The following is a 23025-nucleotide window of genomic DNA, read 5'->3' as shown; positions in this document are numbered from 1 at the left end:
CGTTGGCGCAGTGCTGTCGGCCGGATTCCACTTGGCGGTGGATGTGTCGTAATAGAGGGGCTGTCGCGCCGTAATGGCGGATCCCGCTGCGCCGATATCGCGTACTGCGTTAGCCTGCCGCTACGTGCGGATACTTCTCGACATCGATTTCCATGATCTCACTTAAAGTCTGCGTAAGGGTCCGCGTCTGGCTCCTTGGCGCCTGGCGCCTGGTCTTTGCTTCTATCAGCAGGACTAAAACCCAACTTCGACAGAGCCGTGATGAGTTTTGAGATGCCGCCGCCGTCGAGCGTGTTATTGCGGAACATCGACATGAGCTTCACCGCAATTTCGAGTATCAGCCTATCGGCGTCCGTCAGCCAGAAACCGAATCCGGCGAGGTCTTCCCAAATCATCTTTTCATCGGCATCGAAGAATTTCGGCGCAGGACCGACCTCGCCGGATGGCTTCGGCTCGGCTTTGTGCTCTGCCTTGCGTTGCGGGTCTTTCTTGTAGGCGCCCTTCAATTCCAGGGCAGCCGTCGGCTTCCTTGGCCTTGCCATGGCACCAATCTCCAAATTTCAAATTTTGCGGATGAGAAAAATTGCTTAGGTCGCCGATAAGTGGGCCGGCACAGGAAGAGATCCGACCCGCCCCTCCCCGTTAGTCAAGCAAAGCATTGATATCATTTATGTTTATTCGGCGCTCTTTCGCGCGCTCATCTCGTTGCTTGGCGCCATTGTGGTGGCGATGGCAAAGAGATTGAAACGGGCCGCACCAGAACAGCGCTTCGTCCCCGCGATGGGGAACCACATGGTCAAAGACTTCTGCAGCCGTGATCGTTTCATCGTCGTCCAGGCACATGACACATAGTGGGTAGGCCGATAACTGAGCCTCGCGTATCTGTCGCCACCGAGCGGTGCCATACCATGGCACCTGTACCCTGTTCTTCGCTGCATCGCGCTTGCGCTCTGCTTTGGTGCGTTGTGTGGCGGGAGTGAAGCGGGGTGGTCGGATCGGCACTACCGAGCGTTGGCAGCCTTGAGCATTGCATTGGCTGTGCAGATGACTGCTTTCCAGAACGTCTTCATGGGTGTCTCCTTGGTGGTGGGTGGATCGGTCTAAGTGGCTGGAAAGGTTGGGCTCGAACCAACGACAAGGCGATTAACAGTCGCCTGCTCTACCAACTGAGCTACATTCCATGACTAGTTGCGGCCGCGGAGTTGAACCGCCTAGTTCGGCTTATGAGACCGATGAGCGCACCGGCGCTCTTAACCGCATTATTCGTGATCGTAGGTGACGGCAATCGGGCCGAAAACAGTACCAGCGGCCGACGACACGGCCATTGTCCTCTACGGCATCGCAAGCGCCTAACCGCCACTCTGAAGGCCAGATGCTGAAAGCAATTCCCCACATAGTAAACCCCTTGCAACCGTCGGCGATAGTAATCTATTCTACCAGCGGTTGGCGCTGGCAGGACCTATCTGAACTCGTATGCGGAAAGGGCACATGCCCTAGAGAGGTGGAAATCCGTCCACCCAAGATAGGAGAAAGCAAACATGAAAGCGTTCGCGTCAAAGTTAGTGAGTGTTCGAGCTTATGTTCGTATGCGGTTCGGTCGTCTGGAACACGTCTGTGCGCATATGAGGTCGTGGCCTCGACAACTATCATTCGACTTCTAACCCCAGCGTCATAACCTGGGCAGCCGGCGCCAACCACCAACCACGCAGAAAACAAAAGCGCCGGGGAGGCGACCGGTTTATCTTCCGGACCTCAACCTGGCGCGCGATCACCGCGCAGCGAGAGGCGGCGCGCATGGGGATGGGGTGGAACTTACGATTCCGTCAATCGTTGACCATCGGTGACAACCGATGGAGACGAAAATGTCGGATAACAAGCAAAAGCAAGGTCAGGACCGCAAACTGGTGGCAGGCGGCGAGAAATATGAAGTCGCCTACTTCGCGAAGAAGCATGGCTTGGAACTCAAGGATGCTAAGCGCATCATCGAGGCACATGGGCCTGACCGAGATGCCGCCGACAAGGCGGCAAACCGGTTCAAACATTAGCCACTAGAAAACTCGGCGTTCCCTATCCATATAAACGGTAGACGGCTGCGCGGCCGATTGGCCTTTGTGCGCGCCGATTTATTCTCAGGAGAATGACAATGCCCGAGCATGACCAGGCGGTAACGCCGCTGAAAGACGTTATCGTATTCGCGAAAAAACATCGCATCGCGGTCGAAGACGCCCAAAAGATTCTCGATCAATATGGCGATGACATCAAAAACGCCTCCAAGGCAGCGCGCCGGATCGCCGCATAACTAAAGCGGCCGCTCGACTTCTCAGGGAAGGAGCGGCCGCACGATCGCCCGTCGCGGAGGAGGCGCGCTGCGTGATTAGAATTTGACGTTTCTCATTGTGAGGTTGTTTGAATCTAAAGAGATAGTCGATCGCTCCAACCGGAGCGGATTGAATGAGTTATCTCGACAGGCCTGAAAAATCACCGATGTTTGGGAACGCGGGTTTTGCGTTGGGCGCACTAGCAGTGAGTTGCCCAACAGCGTCGGCCGCTACAGCCATTATGGTCTTGGCTATTCCGGCGAGCGTGCCTTGGTCGGCCTTTTTGCCACTTGCATCCGGAGCGACTGCTCTACTTGGTGCAGTGTTTACCATCCTGGCACTTTTGCGGTCTACATGGTCCGACCATGCGCGACACTCCGACTTGAGTTCGAGGGTCTCGGTTTTAGAGGCAGAACACAAAGAGCTGTTAAAGGTGCCCTTTCCCAAGTTGATCAGCACTGTCGTTATTTCTAAAATTCCAGGAAAACCAGTCATGAAAATCGCTCGCATCCCAAACGACGGCGTTTCAATTGATATTCGAAGGAAAGCATCTTAGTTGATGTCAATAGTTACCCCGCGCTAATCACTCGCGCAGGGTCGGCAACGCCGAACAGAAACGGCCGCACAGAGGCGGCCGTTGGGAATTCATCCCTTCATCTATATAGGGAGATGAACTGTCAGAAAGTCAGGCCGCCTCGGCTTTTCCTTCTTCTGCCAGTTTCAGCGCGTCCATCAGATTATCATTTGCAGCCACCAAGAGCCTGCGTCCTGCCTCGATCGCGTACTGCCCCTTGTAACCTCGTGCCTCACCAATTTCGCGCAGGCTCTTGGCTGACACTGTTTCAGTCAATGTCCGGAAATGGTCCTCTGTCATTGCAGCGACCGCTGCGTTCCATTTCGTCCGGTCTTACGTGGCAGAGTGAATGTCCTGCCATTGCAATTCTCCGGTTTCGCCCTTCTTGCCTTTCTGCATGCCCATGAAAAGTTGTCGCAAAGCCCTAGGACCAGCGGCGAAACCATCCTTGTAGCGTTTTACCGCCGGCATCTCAGGAGTGTTGGCAATTGCATCGACAAGCATCTAGCGGCGATGGTGGTGGCAACCACCGCCGGCTTAATTCAAGTTGTAGGTGGGGTTCCCGGGGCGCAGTGGGTTGAATCAGCATATTCGTATTTCCAAGCTAATCCAATCCAGGCGGCTCCCCAAACTTCACCCTGAAGCGCGCAGACCAATCAATACTGCCGCTGGCTGTGCTCACATGCTCCCCCGCCTAGTCACCCGGACCGCGAATGAATAGTACGCCCGCGAGTCCGACGACCACTAGGCACTGAAGTATGAACATGGGCCACTCCGGAGACATGGGGCGATCGTAGCAGAGCCTCGACGCGGAACAATCTCAATCAGCGGCCGTTTCAAGACATCGTAGGGCCCGCTAATAAAGCGAGCCAGTGGCTGCGCCCGGCGTTCAAAAAATAATTCCTCACAAGTGGTGGAACTAACCACGCCTCGACCAGTTGGGCCCCGTCGGACCTCCCGTGGTTCGATGGTGGCGCGCCCTCCCACGCGTCCTCCCGGCATCAGCCTCATTAGGGCCGCCGGCACGGAAGCGAGGTGCTTTGAGAGGGCCTCGCTTCCGTAGTTAATACTCGGAGGTGGGGGCCGTCTTGATCAGCAGTAAATGGAGGAAGTAATGATAGACAGAGAGCACCTAGTGAAAGAGCGAGCCTATTCGCTTTGGGAGACCGAAGGAAATCCTGACGGCCGCCATGAGGACCATTGGATTCAGGCGGAACGGGAGATTGACGGCGAGAGCACTGGATCACTTGCAACAGACACTACGCGGCCTCCCGAACTGGATCTGGAACCGATACCCCTGCCCGACCAATCCGGGTCCACCACCGCTGCAACACCTAAGCGAAAAAGCGGCCCATCGAACAACTAGGCCTCTGTAACGGGTGATATGATTCCGCCTCGCCCTACCGCGGCCAAAAACTGCGGTGGGGTTTTTTACGTGGATTGTAGTTGGTGCCGACCAATAAAAAACCGCCATCCGTTTCCAGATGGCGGCGCTAAAATGGCTCGCATTATGAATTAGAAATATGCGCGCACTCTCTCCCAAGAGTGCACAGACTACACTGCAATGTTAGGGGTTTTGCAAAGTCCATTTTCGGTGTTGTTGTGCATCTGTATAATATCGCGTGATTGGTTGCTTATGGAACGGCCAGCGCGCCGTGCGTGTCGGGACGGGGTGATCGGCGCTGGCCTCTGGTAAAGAGATGGCCCGACGGTGAACGACACGCGTCGAGCCATGGCGCAAGCGCCGGTGGAAAAGGCCGTACTCGACGACATGCGAAATCGGAGTGCGGCAAACTGGCATGAACTTTCGCAGCAGAACCTACGAAGCGGGCAGTCGATGGAGTGATCGTGTCCCAGCGAGTGGTGTAGCTGGATTTCATAGCCATCGGTGATTTCCGGTAGGGGTCGGGTTGCTTAGAACCAACCTGAAGGACACCACCGATGACCGACGATATGATGAACCTGCGTTCGTTTGTTGAGAAGAGCGCAGATGCAGATTTGCTGCGCGATATGATTGGCTTTGCCGCCGAGAAGCTTGGGCCACACGAAGCGCGCTCTTTTCGCCATAGCCTGCACCAGTTGCAGCGCCAACTTCCAGTGCCATCAAGTCGCGTGTTTCGCAGGCTCCTCGGTCTGGCAAAGCTCCTTGTGCCAGCGAAAGAGTTGGCTGACATGGATTCCAGCAGCGCGGGCAACCTCCGAGATAACCGCATGCGACTCAAAGCAGGCCGCGACAAACCGCCCTTATCCTCGTGTGACCAGCGGCGGCGGCGCTGAACCGACGTGATCACCTCAATTCGATGCTTCGTCATATGACCACTCGTAGTGTTACCACCAGGACTGGCAGTCAGCAGCCCATCATCGCAAGACGGCCTTCACCGTGGGCTGACCGCCCTCTCACCGGAAGCGTTACTGCACGCGGCTTCCACGACCATTTCCGTTAAATGCGCAAAACCGATTCGAGCCCTAAATAGGGCCGGCGCACTGGCAACCGCCAACTCCATTACATTGAGCAATCGGCTTATGTACTGGGCCATCCGCTTTTCTGCGGCGGTAACGGATGAGTTAGCGAGTATCATCATGACGAGACCGTACATGCGCCGGTAACTATGTGGCTGACGAGCTTCCCGGAGCCATTCAATTCGATCGATTTCCATGCGTCCCCCAAATGTGAAGAGGGGAAACGGTAGAGGCTCTCGATAGTTTCAGAAGACGGCGTCGAAAGGTAAATGATCAATTAAAGTTGCCAGAGGCGCGGCGCCAGATTTCAGTGAGTGCGATCGACTGTCTGTCGCCCTCGTTGCTTGCCTTTGATTGACATCAGGAAGACAATCACTGGCGTCCACGCCGGACTGGCTGGCCCTGCGCTCCATTAAAGGAGAAAATCATGAAGCTCAAATATACGGTGACAGCGATCGCTATTGCGCTTGCGACTTTGACGATTTCGGCGTGTCAGACTGGGCCAAACTACGATAATCGCCCTTCCTACAGTGGCAACGAGCATGGCGGCGGCAACAGCGGTGGCGGTCGTTCCGGGTACTAGCCTGCCCCGATTTCATCGGCTTCGCTTTACATCAGTTTCCCAAACGGTTGCCTACCGGAAGCTCTACCCCGACTGATTGTCGTGCTTTTATTGCCGGCAAAAGCCCTAGCCGACATTCGTACATTCGAATAGACTAATGCTGCCTAACCAAAACTATGGGATGTATACCCCACCAGCCCGGAGTGACAACATGGCAGAGATAAGCATCGATGACGTTCAAAGACTTGCCAGGCTATCGGAGGAAGTCCGGGGGCGTCTGGCCGAAATTTCGATGATTTTGTCCAGAGCGACTGGAGATCCTAATGTCGAAAAGGGAACCATCCGCGGCTTCACTCCCAAAGGAGTGAAGAACAAGAAGGCCAGCAACCGAAGTGGCGACTGGATGGAAATAATGGACGTGGATGGTGTCGAGGCCTGCTACGGCGTCATAAACGGCAAACCATTCGCTGAAAGCCCTTGTGGGGGCTAAAGATAATTGATCCTTCCGCGCCTCTGTTCGAGTGCGAGGCTAGTGAGAAGGAAAGCGATCTCGGATTCCTGGCGCCCGGTCAGTCGAGCGAGTGAGGTTTCATCAAGGCCCTTGCCTGCTACCGCGACGTAGCCGATCGGGTCGTGCGCTGACGCGATGCAGAGCATCCGCATCCAAAGCCCCTGTGCCGAAAGGGAGCAGAGGCGTACGGCAAGGGCGATTTCCCAATCCTGCCAGAAGAATTTTGACCAGACGACGCCACTCATCGGACCACCATTTCGTGGCTCACTTCACTCCCCGGAACAAAAGGTTCTGATGCCGGTTTCTCGCGCGGAGAGATTCTGGGAGAAGTAAGATGCACCCGAACGAAATCTGCAATCCAACCGAGATCCAATGGCAACCCGTGATCGTGAAACTGCGCGGTGGCGGTGAGAGGACGATATGCGGCCCCCTCCAGGGTTTCGAAATCTTGAGCCTGCACATGGTCAGCCCGAATAGCAACATCTGCGCGAATGCCGCCCGGTGCTGTCGTCTGGCATTGGAGCGGAAGATACCGCCGGAACAGGCGAGACAAGCCTTCATCGCCGCGACGATGGATCAAGAGTTGAGAGCGAACTAGGCTCATACTGCCTCTCCAAACTTGCCTGCTTCATCGCCCCACGTTGAGCGGTTCGTCCGGCTGAAGAGTTCCAGCCTCGTCGCGTTGGGCATGAGCTTCTCAGCGACGCTGTAGGCTCCTTCAGGCTTCTCGGAGTGCGATCGGATCAGGCCGGTGAAGCCGGAACGGGCGTTTTGGGCCGTGCGAGGACTACCGCGCGTTCCAATGAGGAAAGGCTCGTCGGAACGCGCAAGATGTAACCGGTGCCAAAATTAGACCTTTCCGTGCTTGGTCGTCTTCAGCCATGGCCGGCGGTCTTGAAGGCGAACCCCTACGAGGTCATTGTCTCGATCGCTTGCGGCAGGATAAGGTTGACTGCCCACAGTCAGAGCAACGTATCTGGCGCAGCGAGGTCAAGGATCGGCATCGCATTGATCTCGTCGTTCGGCATGGTCTTGTAATGCGCTTGAGCAGACTTCCTCTCAAATCCGCCATGATGAAGTCGAAGCTGTGGGGCTCTAGGTCACTGAACGGCCATGTATCTTGGAAGAGCCTCATGTCGCTGCTCCAAATTCTTTCTTAGCGTTTCGTTTGTAGCGTTCTTGCCTCAGCGCTTTCGGGGCGAAAGGTCTTCGGAAATGGAAGAATTCAAGTGGAGCGACGGTGTTGTGATCCAACTCAGCTTTCGAGGCCCGCAGCGCTTTGTTAGCGACACCAGAAAAGCCACCGAAATTCTTCTTTTCCAGTGGCCAGTAAGTGGGGGCCAAGCCCTTTTTGCTGCTAAGGAAGCCTGTCGTGACGTGATGTTGAGAAAACAGCCCCCTGATTACGCGCGTGCAGCTTTTATCGCCGCCGCCCACGAGGCCGGGCTGAACATTCAAGTCGGATCGTGATTGCCGGGCAACGGCTCCCAGCATTCCTTTGAAACTACGACCAGATCCCCGCTTCATGCCGCCGCCGATCTGCGTTCGAGCGCTTTCACATATGCCGCACGGATTTCCTCGAGCCGAGCGATGTCGTATTCCTTCGTGGCAATCTCGTTTTCAGGACGAGGCCTCTTTGCTCCCTGCCATGATCCTCAAGCCATAGGCTTGCGCTGGCGATACGGCGGTCGAGTCAGCCGATCATCTCCGTAGGTTCGACATTGCTGCCCTCTCCGTAGGAACCTATTGGCCGGACACAGGTTAAACAACATCAACCAAGGAGAATTGACCATGACCCTTCCGGTAAATCCCGGCCCAGACCTGCCCGGCCCGACCCCGCCCGTTCCGCCAATCGATGTTCCGGATCCTGCGCCGGGCGATACCAATCCGGATCGTGTTCCCGACGACAAGCCAGGGCCGGAGCCGGACGAGCCGAGCATCCGTGACGTTTTGACCGATCTGAGCTAGCCATCACTCTGCAGCCACCCGATATTCGACGAGGTGTTGGGAGTTGGCAGCGTCGAGGGCGCGGGCTACCGGCGGAGATACGAAACTGCCGACTCAAGGGACTCCACATCCGTCATAAACCCGCGTTTCTGGCCTTTCTGGCTGCAAAACGGATCATTTCGGTCGAAATTAATTGGAGCTCTTCCATCTCGGCTGGAAAGACGAGCAACAATTGGCAACGGGGCCGATCGCGATGACCCACGGGGCAATTTTCACTGAACTTTGATGCAGGTTTATGATAGCCGCAACCAACGCAACACAGCCCCCCGCTGCCAAATGCTTTGGTGCTCAAATTCAGCGGACGCCCTACCACGTCTGCGGTGAGAGCGTCGAAGTCATTTGTGAGATATCGTTATTTGCGGATGATCGTCTGAAATGTTAGATTCCGTTGCGCGCGATCGTTTGCACTTTCCAATAAAAACCGGATGAATATTCTATCACCTGAAAGCGGCACGGCGTTTGGTCGCGCTACTTGTGCGGCTGGTTTCCAACTGGGCGGCGCCTCCCTCACACGGCCTTGAAACCGCCGCCGGACGCCCCATATCCCATTGCAGAACTCGCCCGCGGCATTAGACCACGGATGTACTGGCACTTGCTGTGTGGCGATGATGGAAGGTCGGTGCGAATCTCGCCCGGCCTTTTTCTTTGCAATTGCCTCACCCAGCCCCGCAAGAAAATCATCCGCACATGTCCAACACCACCGATTTCATCGCCGAACTGATCAAAGCTGCCAACGAACTCGATCGCTTGCCGACCTTCGAGGTCAGTTGCCTGCTCGATCGATCGGTGGATACAATCCGTGACATGCGCGAGCAGACTGGGGTGGAGCAATCCGCTCTCGGCCGTGACGTGGTGATCTACTTGCAAACGTCATCTGCGAGGGCAAAGGGTTTGCCGGAAGACCAGGCCCGCGATGCACTGCTCGATGCGGCCGAAACTATACAGACGCTGAAGATGGTGCTGGATGCCAAAGATGAGGTTTTGAGGGGCGAGTGATAACCGAAAGCCCGCCTTGAATGGCGTTTTATTGTAGCAACCGTACCGGAATCGCGGAATCCGGCCTTCCCTATTGGATGAACTCACTTATTGTTGCGGCGGGCGGCCCTCCCACTCTCTGGGCTGCCACTTCCCTGCATCTGCTGTGAGCCAATCCCAGAAGCAGTTTTGCCCCGCCCTTCCCGGCGGGGTTTTTTCTTGCCGGCTCGACAGGCGACACAAACCTACGCCACTCGTCCCGCTTAGCGTTGGAAGTTGCCCATCAAATCCAGGCTCAAATGTTCCCCTCAAAGTTGATCAGATCGACAGAAAATGCTATTTATTCCCGTCGCAAAGGCGGATGCGACATGGAAGCTGGCTGCTCGCTATGCGCTGCGGCTGGCTTCCATCTGGTTGCCAAACTGGATTGTCGCTCTATTCTGGCTTGATGCCCAAGCGCTTCCCAGAGTTCATTCTTCTTGCGCTGATTTTCCTCGCTGTCGGCATCGCACTGACGGCGTTCATTGGTCCGTTTTTAAGAATGCTCGGCTTGCCTTCTTGACTCCGGCCACCTCTGGAACATAAGCAGAACAATAAGGAAAACATTACCGAGTTATGCACCGCCTATCCACAGGATATGCGCAAGAAACAATGACCGACTACCAGCCCAAATACCAATGGCACCGCACCGAGCTAGACGAGAACGACCCGCCAAGGGATACCGACTGGATCGGCATCGACGGTGAATTAATGATCGGCCGTATCCGAAAAGAGATGCACGGACCGACCAAGGGGAAATGGCACTGGGCTGCTTGGTTCCCGAAAACCCATATCGGAACCCTGCCGATGCCGAACGCTGGCTGCGCTCCCACAGCCCGACTTGCCACGCAGAAGGTTGAGGAACGATGGGATCTGTGTCTGCGGGTGATGGCGCCGCGTGACCCGCAAGGCAGGGGATCATGAGCGACGAGAGATTGATTTACCCGAACTCGCCGGTGCATTTCGAACACTGGTGCGGGCACGTGGGCTGCAAGCGCTGGGGATCGTTCGGGAAGGATCGCCGCGGCGTTATTGAGTGGCGGTGCAGCGAGCACGTGGCGGCCGACTATTGGGCAGCAGCGACGCCAGGGCGCAATTAAACTGACCCGAAAACACGGACGTCTCCCACCCCCAAAAATATCGAGGCGTATTAAATTCTTTATTGCTTCCGGACGAGATCAGATTTTTAATTCAAGGTTGTTGAAACGCCTAGGGTCATGGAAGGAGACCTTAATGGACGCCAGAACAACCAGATCAATTCTTATTCTTGAAGATGAGCCTCTCATCGCTTTGGATCATGACCTCCATGTGAGGCAAGCTGGTTTTACGCAGATCACGATGTTTTCCTCGTGTTCCGCAGCGCTCGAATGGCTCAAGTCTAATTCCCCTACAATCGCCCTACTGGATGTCCGTCTCCGAGATGGCCCGTGTTCCGACGTTGCGACAATCTTGAGGAACAAGGGCGTTCCATTTGTCGTTTGTTCTGGCTCAAGTCAGGAGGACGCGGATCCGGTTTTTACGGAAGCCGTTTGGGTTTCAAAGCCCTGTCTGCCAGAAGATTTAATCACTGCTCTCACTCGGGCCAAAGAAAAGGTGGCCGGCTACTTGTAGGAGGCATGAAATGGAAGTGCTGAAACCGAAACGCAAGCGCGGCCCTTCTCCATACGGAAATTTCGACCAGTCCAAGGCTATAGCTGAGGACACGATCCGGGAACATCGCGAAGCGGAGGCCCGGAAAACACAGCGTCTCAGGGAGATGCGCCTAGCCAGAAACGCAGGGGACGAGGCCTCCACCCCGCCACCGTCTCCAACTGACGCGAAATAAAGCGCCACAAGTACTCGTTAATCTGATTGTGGCGCAATATCGGGATGGCAAAGCGACCTCCCAAATCCATAGACCTTCGCACCGAACCCGATCTGCCGCTGAAGAGTCGGGCGCGCAAAACCCGAGACGCCAACCAGCCCCGCCTTCCCTTCGACCCCATGCCAGATCGAATAGAGCCCTCTCTGGCGTTACTGGCTGGCAAACCGCCAAAGGGCGACGACTGGGCATTCGAAATCGAATGGGATGGATACCGGCTGGCAATCGACGTCGAGCCGACAAAGGTCAGGATACTGACCCGAGGCGGCCACGACTGGACGACGCGCTTCTCGGGCTTAGAGAAAGCCGCCAGAGACCTCGGCGCCACTATGATCTTGGATGGGGAAGCGGTCGTTCTTGACGACCAGGGCCGGTCAGATTTCGGAGCGCTGCAGACTGCGCTGGGCGGCCGGGGTGGGAAGAGAAATGCCGGGGCGGCGATCTTCTATGCGTTCGATCTTCTCTATTATGATGGCCATGATCTCACCCGGATGGAACAAGGAGAACGTCGGGCAATCCTTGAGAGCATCATAACCGAGATGGAGGGACCAATCCGGCTCTCGGAAGAGATCGGAGCCGATGGCGATATGCTTCTGGCGACCGCGTGCGAGTATGGCCTCGAAGGCATCATTGCGAAGCATCGCCGTCGCCCGTATCGGTCTGGCAGGCTCGGTGACTGGCTAAAAATAAAGTGCGTTCAGAGCGAGAGTTTTGCTGTAGTGGGTTACGAGCCATCGACCACGATGCCCGGCGCCATTGCCAGCCTGCTATTGGCCGCCCGCAAAGGTTGCAGGCTGGTCTACGTCGGTTCTGTAGGAACTGGCTTCAAACACAGCGAGGCCCGCAAGCTGAAACAGCAGCTAGACCAGATGCCGATCGAGCGGCCGCCCGTTTCCATCAAAGGGAAGAACCTCGTCTATGCCCACCCGAAACTGGTCGCTGAAGTCGAGTTTCGCGCTTGGACGGGTGACGGAAAACTAAGGCATGCCTCTTTCAAAGGGCTTCGCGATGACGCCGAAGAAGCCAATTTTTTCGAGGTTGACTGATCCCTCCTCTCGGGGGGAACAATTCGGTAGCAGTCAGGTTCCTCGCGATAGGAGGTACAAAGATGATTGACACGCCGAAAGTTCCCGTCTCTCACGACGATCGTCATCTTCTCTGTCAGGAGGAAGTTGACGGATCGCTGCAAGACATCCTTGATCGAGCAACGTCTCACGGCTGGGGCACGTTCGAGACTATCAGCGCTATGGAAGAAGTTCTGAAAAACCTTCGCATTATGTACGCTGATCATCCCCATCCTAACGCCGCTCAGGAAGAGAGCAATGAAGGTCGCGCCCTCATCCACGGCCGCGGTGGCGAGGAAAAATCATGACGATCTATGTATGGACCATCGCAAAACCTGGCCGGCAAGATATCAAGCGCGTCACCGATTTGGCCGAGTTGCATGAATACCTGCGCGTCATGGACCTTCCCGGCGGGGCGCCGCTGGATTGGGACATGATGGACCCAGAGATTTCCGACCACGGCACCTACACCCATGCCGCCGGTAGCATGGACGAATGGTCACTGACGTGGGCAAAGGTGGATGGCGAGACCGAGGTTGCCGACTGACTACGTTAACGTTTCGTTAACCTCGCGGTGGGAATATTAGCATGAGCTTGGACGGCCACTCCAAGCGGCTTGAAGCATATGCCCCCAGACCCTCCTGCGGAAACGCGGGAGGGTTTTCTTCTCATATTAGCAGTTAATGGATTTAGGATATGCGGATTTCTTGATGGCCCGAACGGATCTGGTCAATTCGGGCCTCAGCGTGGTCAAAGTCATCGTCCTCATTACGGAACGACCGATTTTCGGTATTGTCACCGTTGTAGACCGTCGCTACCCACAAGCCCCGAACAAAGCTCACATCGAACCGTATTTTTGGCAGATCGGAATTTGCCATTAGGGTTTCGCTAAGTTGCATTTTCCTCATAGGACTGATTTCCCAGGGGTGCAGCCCCCGAGTGAGGCAACGTCCAGCATTGCAGGCCGGAGTCCGGCGAGTTTAGAAGTGTTGTGACCGGGACACCGCTCTTTGCTGTCAGTGAGGTCGCATTCCACCGCCAATAACGTGAATGTAACAAATGAAAGCTTCATCTGCGGCTCGCATTAGTGCTTCGGGGACAACCGTTGCCGGTTCATTTTCCTTCAGCGCGCTAAGGCAGGTCTCGAGTGCCCCCAAGTAAGCTTTTCCTACAGTCAGTGGCCATTCATGAAGCAGGATATCAGCAGCTCCAAGGACAGTATTCACTGGTTTGTATTGTTCTCCGACATCAGTAAGCAGCCAAACCGTCGGAAATTGGCACGATATGTCCGAACCCATGACACATCCTCAATTTGCAATATTTATATTAGCCTCTACGCAAATACCGTGCCGAGAGGTAAAAAGCAAAAAAAACCCTCGCCAATTAAGGCAAGGGGCTGTTCAGTCCGCCACCACTGGCAGGATATCATGATTCGCTAAACTGAGCGCGGGCGCGGCTTGCCAATCTGGTTCTCGACCACTCGGTCAACGCGCAGCGCCACATGATCGACGGCTTGCTTGACGCCTTGTAGCGCCTCCATGATCAACTTGGTGGATTCGCGCATACCTGCCTTGGCGATGTAGTTTTCCGCACCGTGCAGATGGTGAGCTGCAAGATCGGTGCGCACCGTTGCGGCTTCTGCAGCAGCATCAGCGGCCTTCTGATTCGCCACAGCCTTGGACTTAGCCGTTGCGGAGCTTTTCGTACTGCACAACATGGGCCGGGTTCACGTTGATACCTTCTTTGGTGGCAATAATGGGCATAGATCCTGCTCCCGGCGCAGCGGCCGGTTCATGATCGTGTTGGTGGGGTTGATGGTTACTGTAAGTAGTGAAACGGCGAGAAAAAATGCCGGTTGTTTTTTTGCTACTGCTTGGTTTTATGCCGCGAGCCGGAACAACTCTTCCGGCGATTGGTTCTCCTCCTTATGGAGGAAAACGTCATGTCTCATTCATCCGATAATCGTCAGATTCGCACCCCCGGACCCAACGACCGATGCGTCGTGCAGCAATGTCGTAAATTCGGTATCGGCCCCGCTGAGGAGCGCAAATTGCTTAGACTGCTCGGCAAACACGCGCCGCAGCACGAGGTGAAAAACAATGAACCGCCACGGCCTCCGCGGTTCCGGTGATTGCCTTCAGATTTATGCTGGGCTGATGTTGGCTGCGGATAGTAAAAAGTAACGGGCTCCAATTTAGGCCCGCTGTAGATATTAACGATATTGGGTCCGGCTCCATCAAGGGGCGAGACAACAAATCGCCTTATTTCACGCTACAGCCCTTAATGCAATTTTCGCCCTAACCCTTTCCGTCACCTCGCTGCGGACAAAGGCGATCCGTCGATCACCCATTTCGACGACCGGAAACCGCCCTTCTGCGAGGTAGCGAGTGACCATCGTTCTCGACATGCTAGTTGGCCTCGCCACTGCGAACCGCCGTGAGTATTGTGAGCTCCAGCGCGCGAAAATTGACGCCCTTCTCTTTTTGAAGCCGCGACATCAGTGCCGGCACTTCACCATACGGCATGGCGGCATGGTGGCTTCCGGTGGTCAGGGTGTTGGGCTTGTGCATCAACAGGGCAAGGTGGCCCTTCCGCCGAGCAGGGTTTTCACCTCGCCGATGGCCCTCTGCCTTCGCGGCATCCAGGACGCGCTCGATGGCCTCCCTAAGCTTTTCGGCACTTTCCTGCCGCTCGCCCCAAAGCGGCTTCAGCAATGCGACGACATCGGTCGTCGTGATATCCTGCAACGCTTTCGACCTGATGGGCCTCGCATGGTTTTCGAGCAGATTGCGCCACCGCGCTTCGGTATTTGCGCCGCGCCACCTGCCTGCTTTTGCAGCCTTCTTTGCGCGCTGCGACTGGGTCAACGCCTTGTCGGATCAGTTTGCGCGCATCTTTAGCTTTGTAGGGGCGTCCGCCAACCCGAGAGTGTGTAATGGTCCGAAACCCATCTCCCTGCGCTTGCCGCCAAATGTATAATTGAGTATCCAATAACGGCCATTTCCCTTAGACATAAGGTATAGTCCGCCACCATCCCGTAGTTTGGCGGCTTTGCTCGAAGAGATCGATTTTACTGTGAGTACATTTCGAGTATGGCTCCCGATTAATGCTTTTACAACATTTTCTAGCTTTTGATGTATGGTCAATTCAGCAGAGATGGTGATACAGCGTGCCGGTTCAGACGGGGTGGTGCAGGACGCTCAGGCCACCATCGATCGTCAGGCAGGTGGCGTTCATGAACGGGCACTCGTCGGAGATCATGAAGAGAGCCGCGAGCGCGATCTCATCGGCCGTGGCGATACGGCCGCCGGGATGCAGCTTCATTGTAGCTGCTTCGGCAGCCACGGGGTCGGGAAAGCTGTTCCAGTATTCGGTGGCTTTCTGGGTCAACACATAACCCGGTGCCAGAGCATTTACGCGCACGCCCTTGGGCGCGTATTCGATGCCAAGCGACTTGGTCATGCCCAGGAGCGCATGCTTCGCCACGGGATAGGGGAATGTGTGGGGGATGATCGTGAAGGCATGGGTCGAGGCGATGTTGAGGATCACGCCACCGCCCTGTCCGATCATCCCCGGAAGCGCGGCCTTCGAACAATTCCAGGCGCCCTTCAGATTGATATCAAAGCAGCGCTGCCATTCCGCGTCGCTGGTCTCCAACGGCTCATGAAAAACATTGACGCCGGCATTGTTGATCAACGCGTTGATCGGGCCGATCTCGGTTCCTGCACGGTCGATGGCTGCAGAAATTGCGACTGTATCCGCGATGCTCGCGACGGCGTAGCCGATGGCGGCGCCACCGGTCTGCAATGCCTTTGCTTCCGTCTCCAGCAAGCCGGCATCGAGGTCGACGAGAAACAGGCTTGCGCCTTCCTTGACGCAGGCGCGGGCGATCGCAAGGCCAATGCCTTGCGCCGCTCCCGTGATCATGATCCGTTTGCCCTTGAGCCGGTCCGTCATCGCACTACTCCCCCATTACCACTCGGCAAAGCTGCCATCTTCATGGCGCCAGATCGGGTTGCGCCAGCGATGACCTTCCTTGGCCCGTTCGATCACATAGGCCTCATCAACCTCGATACCGAGACCCGGCCCCTGCGGGATCGAGACGAAACCGTCGGCATACTGGAAGACCTCCTTGTTGGAGATGTAATCGAGGATGTCATTGCTCTTATTGTAGTGGATACCGAGGCTCTGCTCCTGGATGAAGGCATTGTAGCTGACGGCATCAATCTGCAGACAGGCGGCAAGCGCGATCGGCCCAAGCGGGCAATGCGGCGCCAGCGCCACATCATAGGCCTCCGCCATCGCCGCGATCTTGCGGCATTCTGTGATGCCACCGGCATGGGAGAGGTCTGGCTGGATGATATCGACGAAGCCATCCGACAGAACCTGCTTGAAATCCCAGCGCGAATACAGCCGCTCCCCAAGCGCTATCGGCGTCGAGGTATGATTGACGATATCGCGCAGGGCCTCCTTATTCTCTGACAGAACCGGCTCCTCGATGAACATCAGCTTGTAAGGATCGAGTTCCTTTGCCAGCACCTTAGCCATCGGCTTGTGAACCCGGCCGTGGAAATCGACGCCGATGCCAATATAGGGGCCGACCGCCTCGCGGATGGTGGCGATTGTCTGAACGGCTTTTTCAACCTTGTCGTAGCTATCGACGATCTGCATTTCCTCGCAGCCGTTCAGCTTGATCGCCTTGAAACCGCGGGCAACCACGTCCCTAGCATTGTTGGCAACGTCAGCCGGGCGATCGCCACCGATCCAGGAATAGACCTTGATCTTGTCACGAACCTGGCCGCCGAGCAGCGAATGGATGGATTGGCCGAGCGCCTTGCCCTTGATATCCCAGAGCGCTTGGTCGATGCCGGAAATGGCGCTCATATGCACGGCGCCGCCGCGATAGAAGCCACCCCGATACAGGACGTTCCAGTGATCTTCGATCAGGAACGGATCCTTGCCAATCAGGTAGTCCTCCAGCTCGTGAACCGCAGCCTGTACCGTCAGCGCCCGTCCCTCGACCACCGGCTCGCCCCATCCGACGATGCCCTCATCTGTTTCGACTTTGAGAAACAGCCAGCGCGGCGGAACGATATAAGTGGTCAGTTTGGTGATCTTCATCAGCGAAGGTCCTGTGTCGAAGAGAAGTGTTGGTCCGTCAGGATCGAAGCGGCCATGGCGCCGATGCAACGGACAGTTATGAAGAGGCTTGCGGCTGGTGCTTCTTTACGGCGACGGCAAGGTCGCGCGCGGCAAGAGACAGCAACTGGAGAGAGCAGTTGCGGGCGGCCGCCGTGTCACGCATGCGCAGTGCCTCGACCAGCTGCCGGTGTATGTCGACAGCTTCGTCGCGCCTATCCACCACCTCGTTGGAAGCATGCAGCGAGAATTCCAATGCGACCTGAATGATGCTCGACAATTGCAGGAATACCTGATTGTGGCTGGCCTTCAGAAGGCTTGTGTGGAACGCAACGTCCGCCTTGGTAAAACGCTCGATATCGCCTTCCGCGTCGCGCATCTCAAGCCAGGCGCGTTCGACATCGGCAATCTCCTGGACCGTCGCCCGTTCGGCAGCCAGTTCCGCCGCAGCCGGCTCGATCGCGCGACGCGCTTCAAGGATGCAGTTCAAGAGATCGAATGCAAAGATCCGGGGACCGATCCATTCCAGCACCTGCTGGTCGAGGATATTCCACTCGTCCTTACGGCAGACGACGGTACCGACACGGGAACGCCCGCGCACCAGTCCTTTCGATTCGAGAATCTTCAGCGACTCGCGGATGACCGTGCGGCTGACGCCGTAACGGTCGCACAGGTCGTTCTCTGTTGGAAGGAAATCGCCAGCCGAAAAAATATCGGCGCAGATATCGTCGGCGATAGCCCTCGTCACATTCTTCTGGACGCGCGGCCGCCGGACAACCGTGTTGCCGCCCTCGTCCACTGATCGATCCTGTTGTCCTTCCACCGGCATCTCCATCCCCGCCGCAGCACGCTCAACGCGCCTTTGGCGATGCATATCGCAGTTTGAATTGCATGGCGACCGCTGCGAACGGTCCGCCACGCTCATTCACAATATCATACATAGATATTTTAATCATCATACAAACGCAATTGACCAGTATGATGTTTCATCATACACAAATGATCACTGCAGGGAGCAGTTTGATTTAGGGAGAGAGACCATGCGCTTTATAAAAGCAGCCATCCTGGCTGGCACTGTCGCCGTTTTCGCTGCCACGTCGGCCTTTGCTGCCGATGTGAAAATCGGCTTCATCGTCAAGCAGCCTGAAGAGCCCTGGTTCCAGGATGAATGGAAATTCGCGGAAGTCGCTGCCAAGGAGAAGGGCTTCACGCTCGTCAAGATCGGCGCGGAAGACGGCGAGAAGGTTCAATCGGCAATCGACAACCTTGGCGCACAGGGTGCGCAGGGCTTCATCATCTGCACGCCTGATGTCAAGCTCGGCCCCGGCATCATTGCCAAGGCTGCGGCCAACGATCTCAAGCTGATGACGGTTGACGATCGCCTGGTCAACGCCGATGGCAGCCCGATCGAAGACGTGCCGCACATGGGCATTTCTGCCACAAAAATCGGCGAAGCGGTCGGTCAGTCGATCGTTGACGAGATCAAGAAGCGCGGCTGGAACATGAGCGAAGTCGGCGCGATCCGCGTTTCCTACGATCAGCTTCCGACGGCCGTCGATCGTATCGAAGGTGCTCTTTCGGTGTTGAAGGCCAATGGCTTCCCGGAAGCCAACATCTTTGATGCACCCCAGGCAAAGACAGATACGGAAGCGGCACTCAACGCATCGACCGTCGTTCTCAATAAGAATGCCAATATCAAGAAATGGGTCGCGGTTGGCCTCAATGACGAAGCCGTTCTCGGCGCCGTGCGCGCCACTGAAACTGTCGGCATTACGGCTGACAGCATGATCGGCGTCGGCATCGGCGGTGCGGATTCAGCCATCAACGAGTTCAAGAAGCCAACGGCCACCGGCTTTTTCGGCACGATCATCATCTCGCCGAAGCGTCACGGCTATGAGACTGCGCTCAACATGTACGACTGGGTTGCCAACGGCAAGGAGCCGGAAAAGCTGATCTTGACGGCCGGCCAGGTGGCACTGCGCGACAATTATGAAGCGGTCCGCAAGGAACTTGGTATCGAGTAATCGTCGCATCAACGAAAAACGCCCGGCGGCCTTCAGCCGCCGGGCGCCCCTATTCGGAGCGCCGCTCATGCAAGACTTTCTCGAATTCAAAGCCATATCAAAGGGCTATCCAGGTGTTCAGGCTCTGTCCGATGTCTCTTTTTCCGTCCGGAAAGGGACCGTGCATGGCCTGATGGGTGAAAACGGCGCCGGAAAATCCACCCTGATCCGCATCCTGTCCGGCGATCAGGCTGCGGATACCGGCGAAATCCGCATCGCCGGCGAACAGCAGGTCTACAAGTCGGTTCGCGATGCCTTTCAGGCCGGTGTGATCGTCATCCATCAGGAACTGCAGCTGGTCGCCGAACTGACCGTTGCCGAGAACCTCTGGCTCGGCCGTTTCCCTGCCCGGGCCGGCGTGCTCGACCGGCGCAAGCTGATCGGTGTCGTGGCTGAAAAGCTCACCGAAATGGGCATCGACGTCGATCCGGCTGCCAAGGTCGCGTCACTGTCCATCGGCGAACGCCAGATGGTCGAGATTGCCAAGGCTGTCATGGTTGATGCGCGTGTCATCGCGCTCGACGAACCAACCTCATCCCTGTCTTCCCGGGAAAGCGAAATTCTCTTTTCGCTGATCGACCGGCTGCGGGCAAACGGCACGGTCATTCTCTATGTCTCGCACCGTCTCGATGAAATCTTTCGCCTCTGCGATAGCTTGTCGGTGCTGCGCGATGGCAAACTCGCCGCCCACCATCCGGATATTTCTGAGGTAACGCGCGATCAGATCATCGCCGAGATGGTCGGGCGCGAGATTGCCAATATCTGGGGATGGCGGTCCCGGCCTCTAGGGGCCACGCGGCTGCAGGTCGACAATCTTGCCGGTCCCAAACTGCCCCAGCCGATTAATTTCAGCGTCCGGAAAGGTGAAATCCTCGGATTTTTTGGCCTCATCGGTGCTGGTCGCAGCGAAATGGCCCGGCTCCTTTATGGCGCGGACTCAAGGGCACAAGGCACGGTCGCGGTGGACGGAGAAACTGTCACAGCCGACAGTCCCGCGCACTCCATCCGCGCCGGCGTCGTTTTGTGTCCGGAGGATCGCAAGCTGGACGGCATCATTCAGGGCCGGTCCATCGAGGAAAACATGGCGATTTCCTCGCGCCGTCATTTTTCCCCCTTCGGCATCCTCAACCCGAAGAAGGAACGCGAGCTGGCCGAAACCTTCATCGCCAAGCTGCGCGTGCGCACGCCGTCCCGCAAACAGGACATCATCAACCTGTCCGGCGGTAACCAGCAGAAGGTCATCCTCGGCCGCTGGCTTTCCGAGCAGGGCGTCAAGGTTTTGCTGATCGACGAACCGACGCGCGGTATCGACGTTGGCGCCAAGTCGGAAATCTACGAAATCCTCTATGACCTTGCTGCACAGGGCATGGCGATCATCGTCATATCCAGCGAGTTGCCGGAGATCATGGGCATAACCGACCGGATCATCGTCATGTGCGAAGGCCGCATGGCCGCAGAGATCGAACGCCCGGATTTCGATGAACGGCGGATACTCGCCGCCGCGCTGCCGGACGTTTCGAACGCCGCCGAACTTCCTCTTCAACAGGTACAGAGCCGATGACATCCTTGAAAAAACTCCTTCTCGGCGAACAGGGACTGGTCGTCATCTTCGCCCTCGCCTTCGCGATCGTTTCGCTGACGGTTCCCAACTTTCTGACCGAGCGCAACATGCTTGGCTTGCTGCAGTCGGTCGTCACCATCGGCATCGTTGCCTGCACCATGATGTTCTGCCTCGCTTCCCGCGACTTCGATCTTTCGGTCGGCTCGACCGTGGCGTTTTCCGGCATGGTCGCGGTCATGGCTTCGAATGCCACCGGATCAATCGTTCTCGGTCTGCTCGCAGCACTGGTTTGCGGCAGCTTCGTCGGCCTGGTCAATGGTGTGGTGATTGCCCGTTTCCGTATCAACGCGCTGATCACCACATTGGCAACCATGCAGATCGTTCGCGGCCTGGCATTGATCTCGTCCGACGGCCGGGCCGTCGGCATCAATGATCCCGGCTTCTACCAGCTGGCGCTTTCAAAATTCCTCGGCGTGCCGACACCGATCTGGGTCATGGGCGTGCTCTTTGTAGCCTTCGGCTTTCTGCTGAACCGGACCGTCTTCGGTAAAAATACGCTGGCAATCGGCGGCAACCCAGAAGCGTCGCGGCTGGCCGGTGTCAATGTCGTCCGCATGCGCATCTGGATCTTCATGCTGCAGGGGTTGGTGTGCGGCATCGCCGGTGTGCTGCTTGCGTCCCGGATCACTTCGGGCCAGCCGAATGCTGCGACTGGCCTTGAACTCTCGGTGATTTCGGCCTGCGTTCTCGGCGGTGTTTCGCTTGCAGGCGGCCGCGCCGCGATGGCTGGCGTCATTGTCGGCGTGCTGATCATGGGCATTGCCGAAAACGTCATGAACCTTCTGAATATTCAGGCCTTCTACCAATATGTGGTGCGCGGACTGATCCTGCTGCTCGCGGTTCTCCTCGATAACCTGCGCTCCGTGGCCGTCGGCCGGCGCGGCTGAAGCGCGGATGGGCGAGGACGTTCTGCATCTGCGGAATGGTGATCTCTCGGTAGACGTGAGCCGCTTCGGCGGCTCGCTTCTGTCTGGAATGTATCGCGGAACACCCTTCCTGAAACCAACGCCGACGGCGGGGCTTGCGTCACGCCGGTTCGGCGCGGAGGCCAGCTTCCCGCTTGTGCCCTACGGCAACCGGATCGAGGCGAACGTCTTCGATTTCGGCAGCAAGCGGTTTTCGATGCAACCCAATACCGCCGACCCCTGTTGCCTGCACGGAGACGGCTGGCTCGCCGAGTGGGAAGTCCTGTCGCAATCCTGCTGCAACGTGGTACTGGGCTATGTCCACCATCAAAACCCGTCAGGTCCCTACGCCTATAACGCCGTACAGACGATCCTGCTCGAGGGGGATGCATTGACATTGGGACTGACGGTCACCAACACGTCCCATGATCCACTGCCGTTCGGATTGGGGTTCCACCCCTTCTTTCCGCGCACGCCGCAGACCCGGTTGATGGCCAAGGCAAGGAGATTTTGGACCGAGCGTAGCGGACACTTGCCTGACGCTCCCACCTCGATCCCCAACCACCTGGACTTCGCGGATGCGAGAACCCTTCCCCCGCATTGGCTGAACAATGCGTATGACGGCTGGTGTGGAGAAGCACTGATAGACTGGCCCGAGCACGGTCTTGACCTCACCGTCACAACCGACGGCCCATTCGACTGCTTCATGATCTATTCGCCGGATGCCGACGCGGATTTTTTCTGCTTTGAGCCCATGACGCATCTGCCCAATGCCCACAATATGCCAGCAGGCTCAGGGTTGGTAACGCTGGAACAGGGTCGAAGCCTCAGTGGCAGTATCGTTCTGCGTCCGGTGGTTCTTCCGAGTTGAGGACTGCGGGCAGCCGTAATATTGGTGGTGATCATCAAGCACGACGCCTGGCCTC

At 56.8% G+C, this 23025-nt stretch carries 35 protein-coding genes and 1 tRNA gene; 21 read left to right on the top strand and 15 right to left on the bottom strand.

Translation table 11 applies throughout. The features are described 5' to 3' along the window. Window positions 1–158: 158 nt before the first annotated feature. Together ACSQ3J_RS25805 and ACSQ3J_RS25800 are read right to left on the bottom strand one after the other, a co-directional pair. Window positions 159–506 carry a hypothetical protein gene (locus ACSQ3J_RS25805; RefSeq protein ID WP_436040611.1) on the bottom strand — a complete coding sequence of 116 codons (348 nt, stop codon included), beginning with the start codon at window positions 504–506 and terminating at the stop codon, window positions 159–161. A 599-nt stretch (window positions 507–1105) separates the two neighbouring features. After that, a tRNA-Asn gene (locus ACSQ3J_RS25800) sits at window positions 1106–1181 on the bottom strand. 669 nt (window positions 1182–1850) lie between these two features. On the opposite strand from ACSQ3J_RS25800, the gene ACSQ3J_RS25795 reads away from it, so the two are divergent. From ACSQ3J_RS25795 to ACSQ3J_RS25785, 3 genes are all read left to right on the top strand, one after another. Next, entirely contained in the window at window positions 1851–2045 is a 195-nt protein-coding gene (locus ACSQ3J_RS25795; protein WP_436040610.1) for a DUF3606 domain-containing protein, read from the top strand. Between the two features lie 98 nt (window positions 2046–2143). Further along, on the top strand, window positions 2144–2299 hold the full coding sequence (locus ACSQ3J_RS25790) for a hypothetical protein (RefSeq protein WP_436040609.1): 156 nt from the start codon (window positions 2144–2146) through the stop codon (window positions 2297–2299). A 152-nt stretch (window positions 2300–2451) separates the two neighbouring features. Continuing rightward, window positions 2452–2874, top strand: a complete 423-nt coding sequence (locus ACSQ3J_RS25785; protein WP_156397478.1) for a hypothetical protein — start codon at window positions 2452–2454, stop codon at window positions 2872–2874. A 129-nt stretch (window positions 2875–3003) separates the two neighbouring features. Here ACSQ3J_RS25785 and ACSQ3J_RS25780 read toward each other — a convergent pair whose 3' ends face one another. Both ACSQ3J_RS25780 and ACSQ3J_RS25775 read right to left on the bottom strand, forming a co-directional pair. After that, complete coding sequence (locus ACSQ3J_RS25780) at window positions 3004–3192, bottom strand: hypothetical protein (protein ID WP_060503420.1); 189 nt, start codon at window positions 3190–3192, stop codon at window positions 3004–3006. A gap of 33 nt (window positions 3193–3225) precedes the next feature. Continuing rightward, complete coding sequence (locus tag ACSQ3J_RS25775) at window positions 3226–3396, bottom strand: hypothetical protein (RefSeq protein WP_436040608.1); 171 nt, start codon at window positions 3394–3396, stop codon at window positions 3226–3228. 598 nt (window positions 3397–3994) lie between these two features. Between ACSQ3J_RS25775 and ACSQ3J_RS25770 the strand changes: the two genes are divergently transcribed. The 4 genes from ACSQ3J_RS25770 (at window position 3995) to ACSQ3J_RS25755 (ending at window position 6404) form a co-directional block, all read left to right on the top strand. Then, complete coding sequence (locus ACSQ3J_RS25770) at window positions 3995–4258, top strand: DUF2934 domain-containing protein (protein ID WP_082512051.1); 264 nt, start codon at window positions 3995–3997, stop codon at window positions 4256–4258. 575 nt (window positions 4259–4833) lie between these two features. Then, on the top strand, window positions 4834–5169 hold the full coding sequence (locus tag ACSQ3J_RS25765) for a hypothetical protein (protein ID WP_060503422.1): 336 nt from the start codon (window positions 4834–4836) through the stop codon (window positions 5167–5169). A gap of 610 nt (window positions 5170–5779) precedes the next feature. Next, a complete protein-coding gene (locus ACSQ3J_RS25760; protein ID WP_156397458.1) occupies window positions 5780–5935 on the top strand; it encodes a hypothetical protein in 156 nt (51 codons plus the stop codon). 190 nt (window positions 5936–6125) lie between these two features. Next, entirely contained in the window at window positions 6126–6404 is a 279-nt protein-coding gene (locus ACSQ3J_RS25755) for a hypothetical protein (RefSeq protein WP_436040607.1), read from the top strand. On the opposite strand, the gene ACSQ3J_RS25750 is transcribed toward ACSQ3J_RS25755, so the two are convergent. Genes ACSQ3J_RS25750 through ACSQ3J_RS25740 form a run of 3 tightly spaced genes read right to left on the bottom strand, consistent with a single transcriptional unit; the run spans window position 6401 to window position 7229 of the window. Beyond that, window positions 6401–6670 (bottom strand): hypothetical protein, encoded by a 270-nt coding sequence (locus ACSQ3J_RS25750; protein ID WP_060503330.1) that lies wholly within the window; start codon window positions 6668–6670, stop codon window positions 6401–6403. The two genes, ACSQ3J_RS25755 and ACSQ3J_RS25750, sit on opposite strands and share 4 nt — an antisense overlap. Then, entirely contained in the window at window positions 6667–7029 is a 363-nt protein-coding gene (locus tag ACSQ3J_RS25745; protein ID WP_436040606.1) for a hypothetical protein, read from the bottom strand. The genes ACSQ3J_RS25750 and ACSQ3J_RS25745 overlap by 4 nt, the downstream gene beginning before the upstream one ends. Further along, the gene (locus ACSQ3J_RS25740) at window positions 7026–7229 is read right to left on the bottom strand and encodes an S-adenosylmethionine-binding domain-containing protein (RefSeq protein ID WP_244482006.1); all 204 of its coding nucleotides are present in this window, start codon (window positions 7227–7229) and stop codon (window positions 7026–7028) included. Before ACSQ3J_RS25740 ends, ACSQ3J_RS25745 begins: the two co-directional genes overlap by 4 nt. A gap of 411 nt (window positions 7230–7640) precedes the next feature. Between ACSQ3J_RS25740 and ACSQ3J_RS25735 the strand changes: the two genes are divergently transcribed. From ACSQ3J_RS25735 to ACSQ3J_RS25695, 9 genes are all read left to right on the top strand, one after another. Then, window positions 7641–7895: a DUF982 domain-containing protein gene (locus tag ACSQ3J_RS25735; protein ID WP_060503328.1), complete on the top strand. Its 255-nt coding sequence runs from the start codon at window positions 7641–7643 to the stop codon at window positions 7893–7895. Window positions 7896–8216: 321 nt separating this feature from the next. Beyond that, complete coding sequence (locus ACSQ3J_RS25730) at window positions 8217–8393, top strand: hypothetical protein (RefSeq protein ID WP_200956624.1); 177 nt, start codon at window positions 8217–8219, stop codon at window positions 8391–8393. Between the two features lie 726 nt (window positions 8394–9119). Beyond that, on the top strand, window positions 9120–9428 hold the full coding sequence (locus tag ACSQ3J_RS25725) for a hypothetical protein (protein ID WP_060503327.1): 309 nt from the start codon (window positions 9120–9122) through the stop codon (window positions 9426–9428). Between the two features lie 340 nt (window positions 9429–9768). Further along, on the top strand, window positions 9769–9969 hold the full coding sequence (locus tag ACSQ3J_RS25720) for a hypothetical protein (RefSeq protein WP_156397456.1): 201 nt from the start codon (window positions 9769–9771) through the stop codon (window positions 9967–9969). Window positions 9970–10058: 89 nt separating this feature from the next. Beyond that, on the top strand, window positions 10059–10370 hold the full coding sequence (locus tag ACSQ3J_RS25715) for a hypothetical protein (protein WP_060503357.1): 312 nt from the start codon (window positions 10059–10061) through the stop codon (window positions 10368–10370). A gap of 309 nt (window positions 10371–10679) precedes the next feature. Beyond that, window positions 10680–11057 (top strand): response regulator, encoded by a 378-nt coding sequence (locus ACSQ3J_RS25710; protein WP_060503326.1) that lies wholly within the window; start codon window positions 10680–10682, stop codon window positions 11055–11057. A gap of 258 nt (window positions 11058–11315) precedes the next feature. Beyond that, the gene (gene ligD, locus ACSQ3J_RS25705; RefSeq protein ID WP_436040654.1) at window positions 11316–12353 is read left to right on the top strand and encodes a non-homologous end-joining DNA ligase; all 1038 of its coding nucleotides are present in this window, start codon (window positions 11316–11318) and stop codon (window positions 12351–12353) included. A gap of 62 nt (window positions 12354–12415) precedes the next feature. Next, the gene (locus ACSQ3J_RS25700; protein ID WP_060503324.1) at window positions 12416–12679 is read left to right on the top strand and encodes a hypothetical protein; all 264 of its coding nucleotides are present in this window, start codon (window positions 12416–12418) and stop codon (window positions 12677–12679) included. Further along, window positions 12676–12918, top strand: a complete 243-nt coding sequence (locus ACSQ3J_RS25695; RefSeq protein ID WP_060503323.1) for a hypothetical protein — start codon at window positions 12676–12678, stop codon at window positions 12916–12918. Before ACSQ3J_RS25700 ends, ACSQ3J_RS25695 begins: the two co-directional genes overlap by 4 nt. A 469-nt stretch (window positions 12919–13387) precedes the next feature. On the opposite strand, the gene ACSQ3J_RS25690 is transcribed toward ACSQ3J_RS25695, so the two are convergent. Beyond that, entirely contained in the window at window positions 13388–13669 is a 282-nt protein-coding gene (locus ACSQ3J_RS25690) for a DUF982 domain-containing protein (RefSeq protein ID WP_082512038.1), read from the bottom strand. Between the two features lie 137 nt (window positions 13670–13806). Next, complete coding sequence (locus ACSQ3J_RS25685) at window positions 13807–14043, bottom strand: hypothetical protein (protein WP_060503321.1); 237 nt, start codon at window positions 14041–14043, stop codon at window positions 13807–13809. A gap of 270 nt (window positions 14044–14313) precedes the next feature. Between ACSQ3J_RS25685 and ACSQ3J_RS25680 the strand changes: the two genes are divergently transcribed. Next, complete coding sequence (locus tag ACSQ3J_RS25680) at window positions 14314–14502, top strand: hypothetical protein (RefSeq protein WP_082512037.1); 189 nt, start codon at window positions 14314–14316, stop codon at window positions 14500–14502. A gap of 135 nt (window positions 14503–14637) precedes the next feature. On the opposite strand, the gene ACSQ3J_RS25675 is transcribed toward ACSQ3J_RS25680, so the two are convergent. The 6 genes from ACSQ3J_RS25675 to ACSQ3J_RS25650 all read right to left on the bottom strand — a co-directional run bounded on the left by ACSQ3J_RS25675 (window position 14638) and on the right by ACSQ3J_RS25650 (window position 18345). Then, the gene (locus tag ACSQ3J_RS25675; protein WP_436040653.1) at window positions 14638–14766 is read right to left on the bottom strand and encodes a helix-turn-helix transcriptional regulator; all 129 of its coding nucleotides are present in this window, start codon (window positions 14764–14766) and stop codon (window positions 14638–14640) included. Window positions 14767–14779: 13 nt separating this feature from the next. Next, window positions 14780–15238 (bottom strand): phage integrase central domain-containing protein, encoded by a 459-nt coding sequence (locus tag ACSQ3J_RS25670; protein ID WP_060503320.1) that lies wholly within the window; start codon window positions 15236–15238, stop codon window positions 14780–14782. A gap of 12 nt (window positions 15239–15250) precedes the next feature. Beyond that, window positions 15251–15517, bottom strand: coding sequence for an Arm DNA-binding domain-containing protein (locus ACSQ3J_RS25665; RefSeq protein WP_348270798.1), 267 nt, complete (start codon window positions 15515–15517; stop codon window positions 15251–15253). Window positions 15518–15548: 31 nt separating this feature from the next. Beyond that, a complete protein-coding gene (locus tag ACSQ3J_RS25660) occupies window positions 15549–16328 on the bottom strand; it encodes an SDR family oxidoreductase (RefSeq protein WP_060503319.1) in 780 nt (259 codons plus the stop codon). A 15-nt stretch (window positions 16329–16343) separates the two neighbouring features. Beyond that, entirely contained in the window at window positions 16344–17492 is a 1149-nt protein-coding gene (gene dgoD / locus ACSQ3J_RS25655) for a galactonate dehydratase (protein ID WP_060503356.1), read from the bottom strand. Window positions 17493–17568: 76 nt separating this feature from the next. Beyond that, window positions 17569–18345 carry a FadR/GntR family transcriptional regulator gene (locus tag ACSQ3J_RS25650; protein WP_436040605.1) on the bottom strand — a complete coding sequence of 259 codons (777 nt, stop codon included), beginning with the start codon at window positions 18343–18345 and terminating at the stop codon, window positions 17569–17571. A 205-nt stretch (window positions 18346–18550) separates the two neighbouring features. On the opposite strand from ACSQ3J_RS25650, the gene ACSQ3J_RS25645 reads away from it, so the two are divergent. From ACSQ3J_RS25645 to ACSQ3J_RS25630, 4 genes are all read left to right on the top strand, one after another. Next, window positions 18551–19534 (top strand): arabinose ABC transporter substrate-binding protein, encoded by a 984-nt coding sequence (locus tag ACSQ3J_RS25645; RefSeq protein WP_060503318.1) that lies wholly within the window; start codon window positions 18551–18553, stop codon window positions 19532–19534. Between the two features lie 67 nt (window positions 19535–19601). After that, the gene (gene araG / locus ACSQ3J_RS25640; RefSeq protein WP_436040604.1) at window positions 19602–21134 is read left to right on the top strand and encodes an L-arabinose ABC transporter ATP-binding protein AraG; all 1533 of its coding nucleotides are present in this window, start codon (window positions 19602–19604) and stop codon (window positions 21132–21134) included. After that, complete coding sequence (gene araH, locus ACSQ3J_RS25635) at window positions 21131–22081, top strand: L-arabinose ABC transporter permease AraH (protein ID WP_060503316.1); 951 nt, start codon at window positions 21131–21133, stop codon at window positions 22079–22081. The genes araG and araH overlap by 4 nt, the downstream gene beginning before the upstream one ends. Window positions 22082–22088: 7 nt before the next feature. Further along, window positions 22089–22970 (top strand): aldose 1-epimerase, encoded by an 882-nt coding sequence (locus tag ACSQ3J_RS25630; RefSeq protein ID WP_436040603.1) that lies wholly within the window; start codon window positions 22089–22091, stop codon window positions 22968–22970. Window positions 22971–23025: the final 55 nt, after the last annotated feature.

This window comes from Rhizobium sp. LjRoot98, assembly GCF_964252935.1.
Classification (GTDB): domain Bacteria; phylum Pseudomonadota; class Alphaproteobacteria; order Rhizobiales; family Rhizobiaceae; genus Pararhizobium.
The sequence above is the reverse complement of the archived record's forward strand: the minus strand, read 5'-3'. Positions and strand labels throughout refer to the sequence as shown.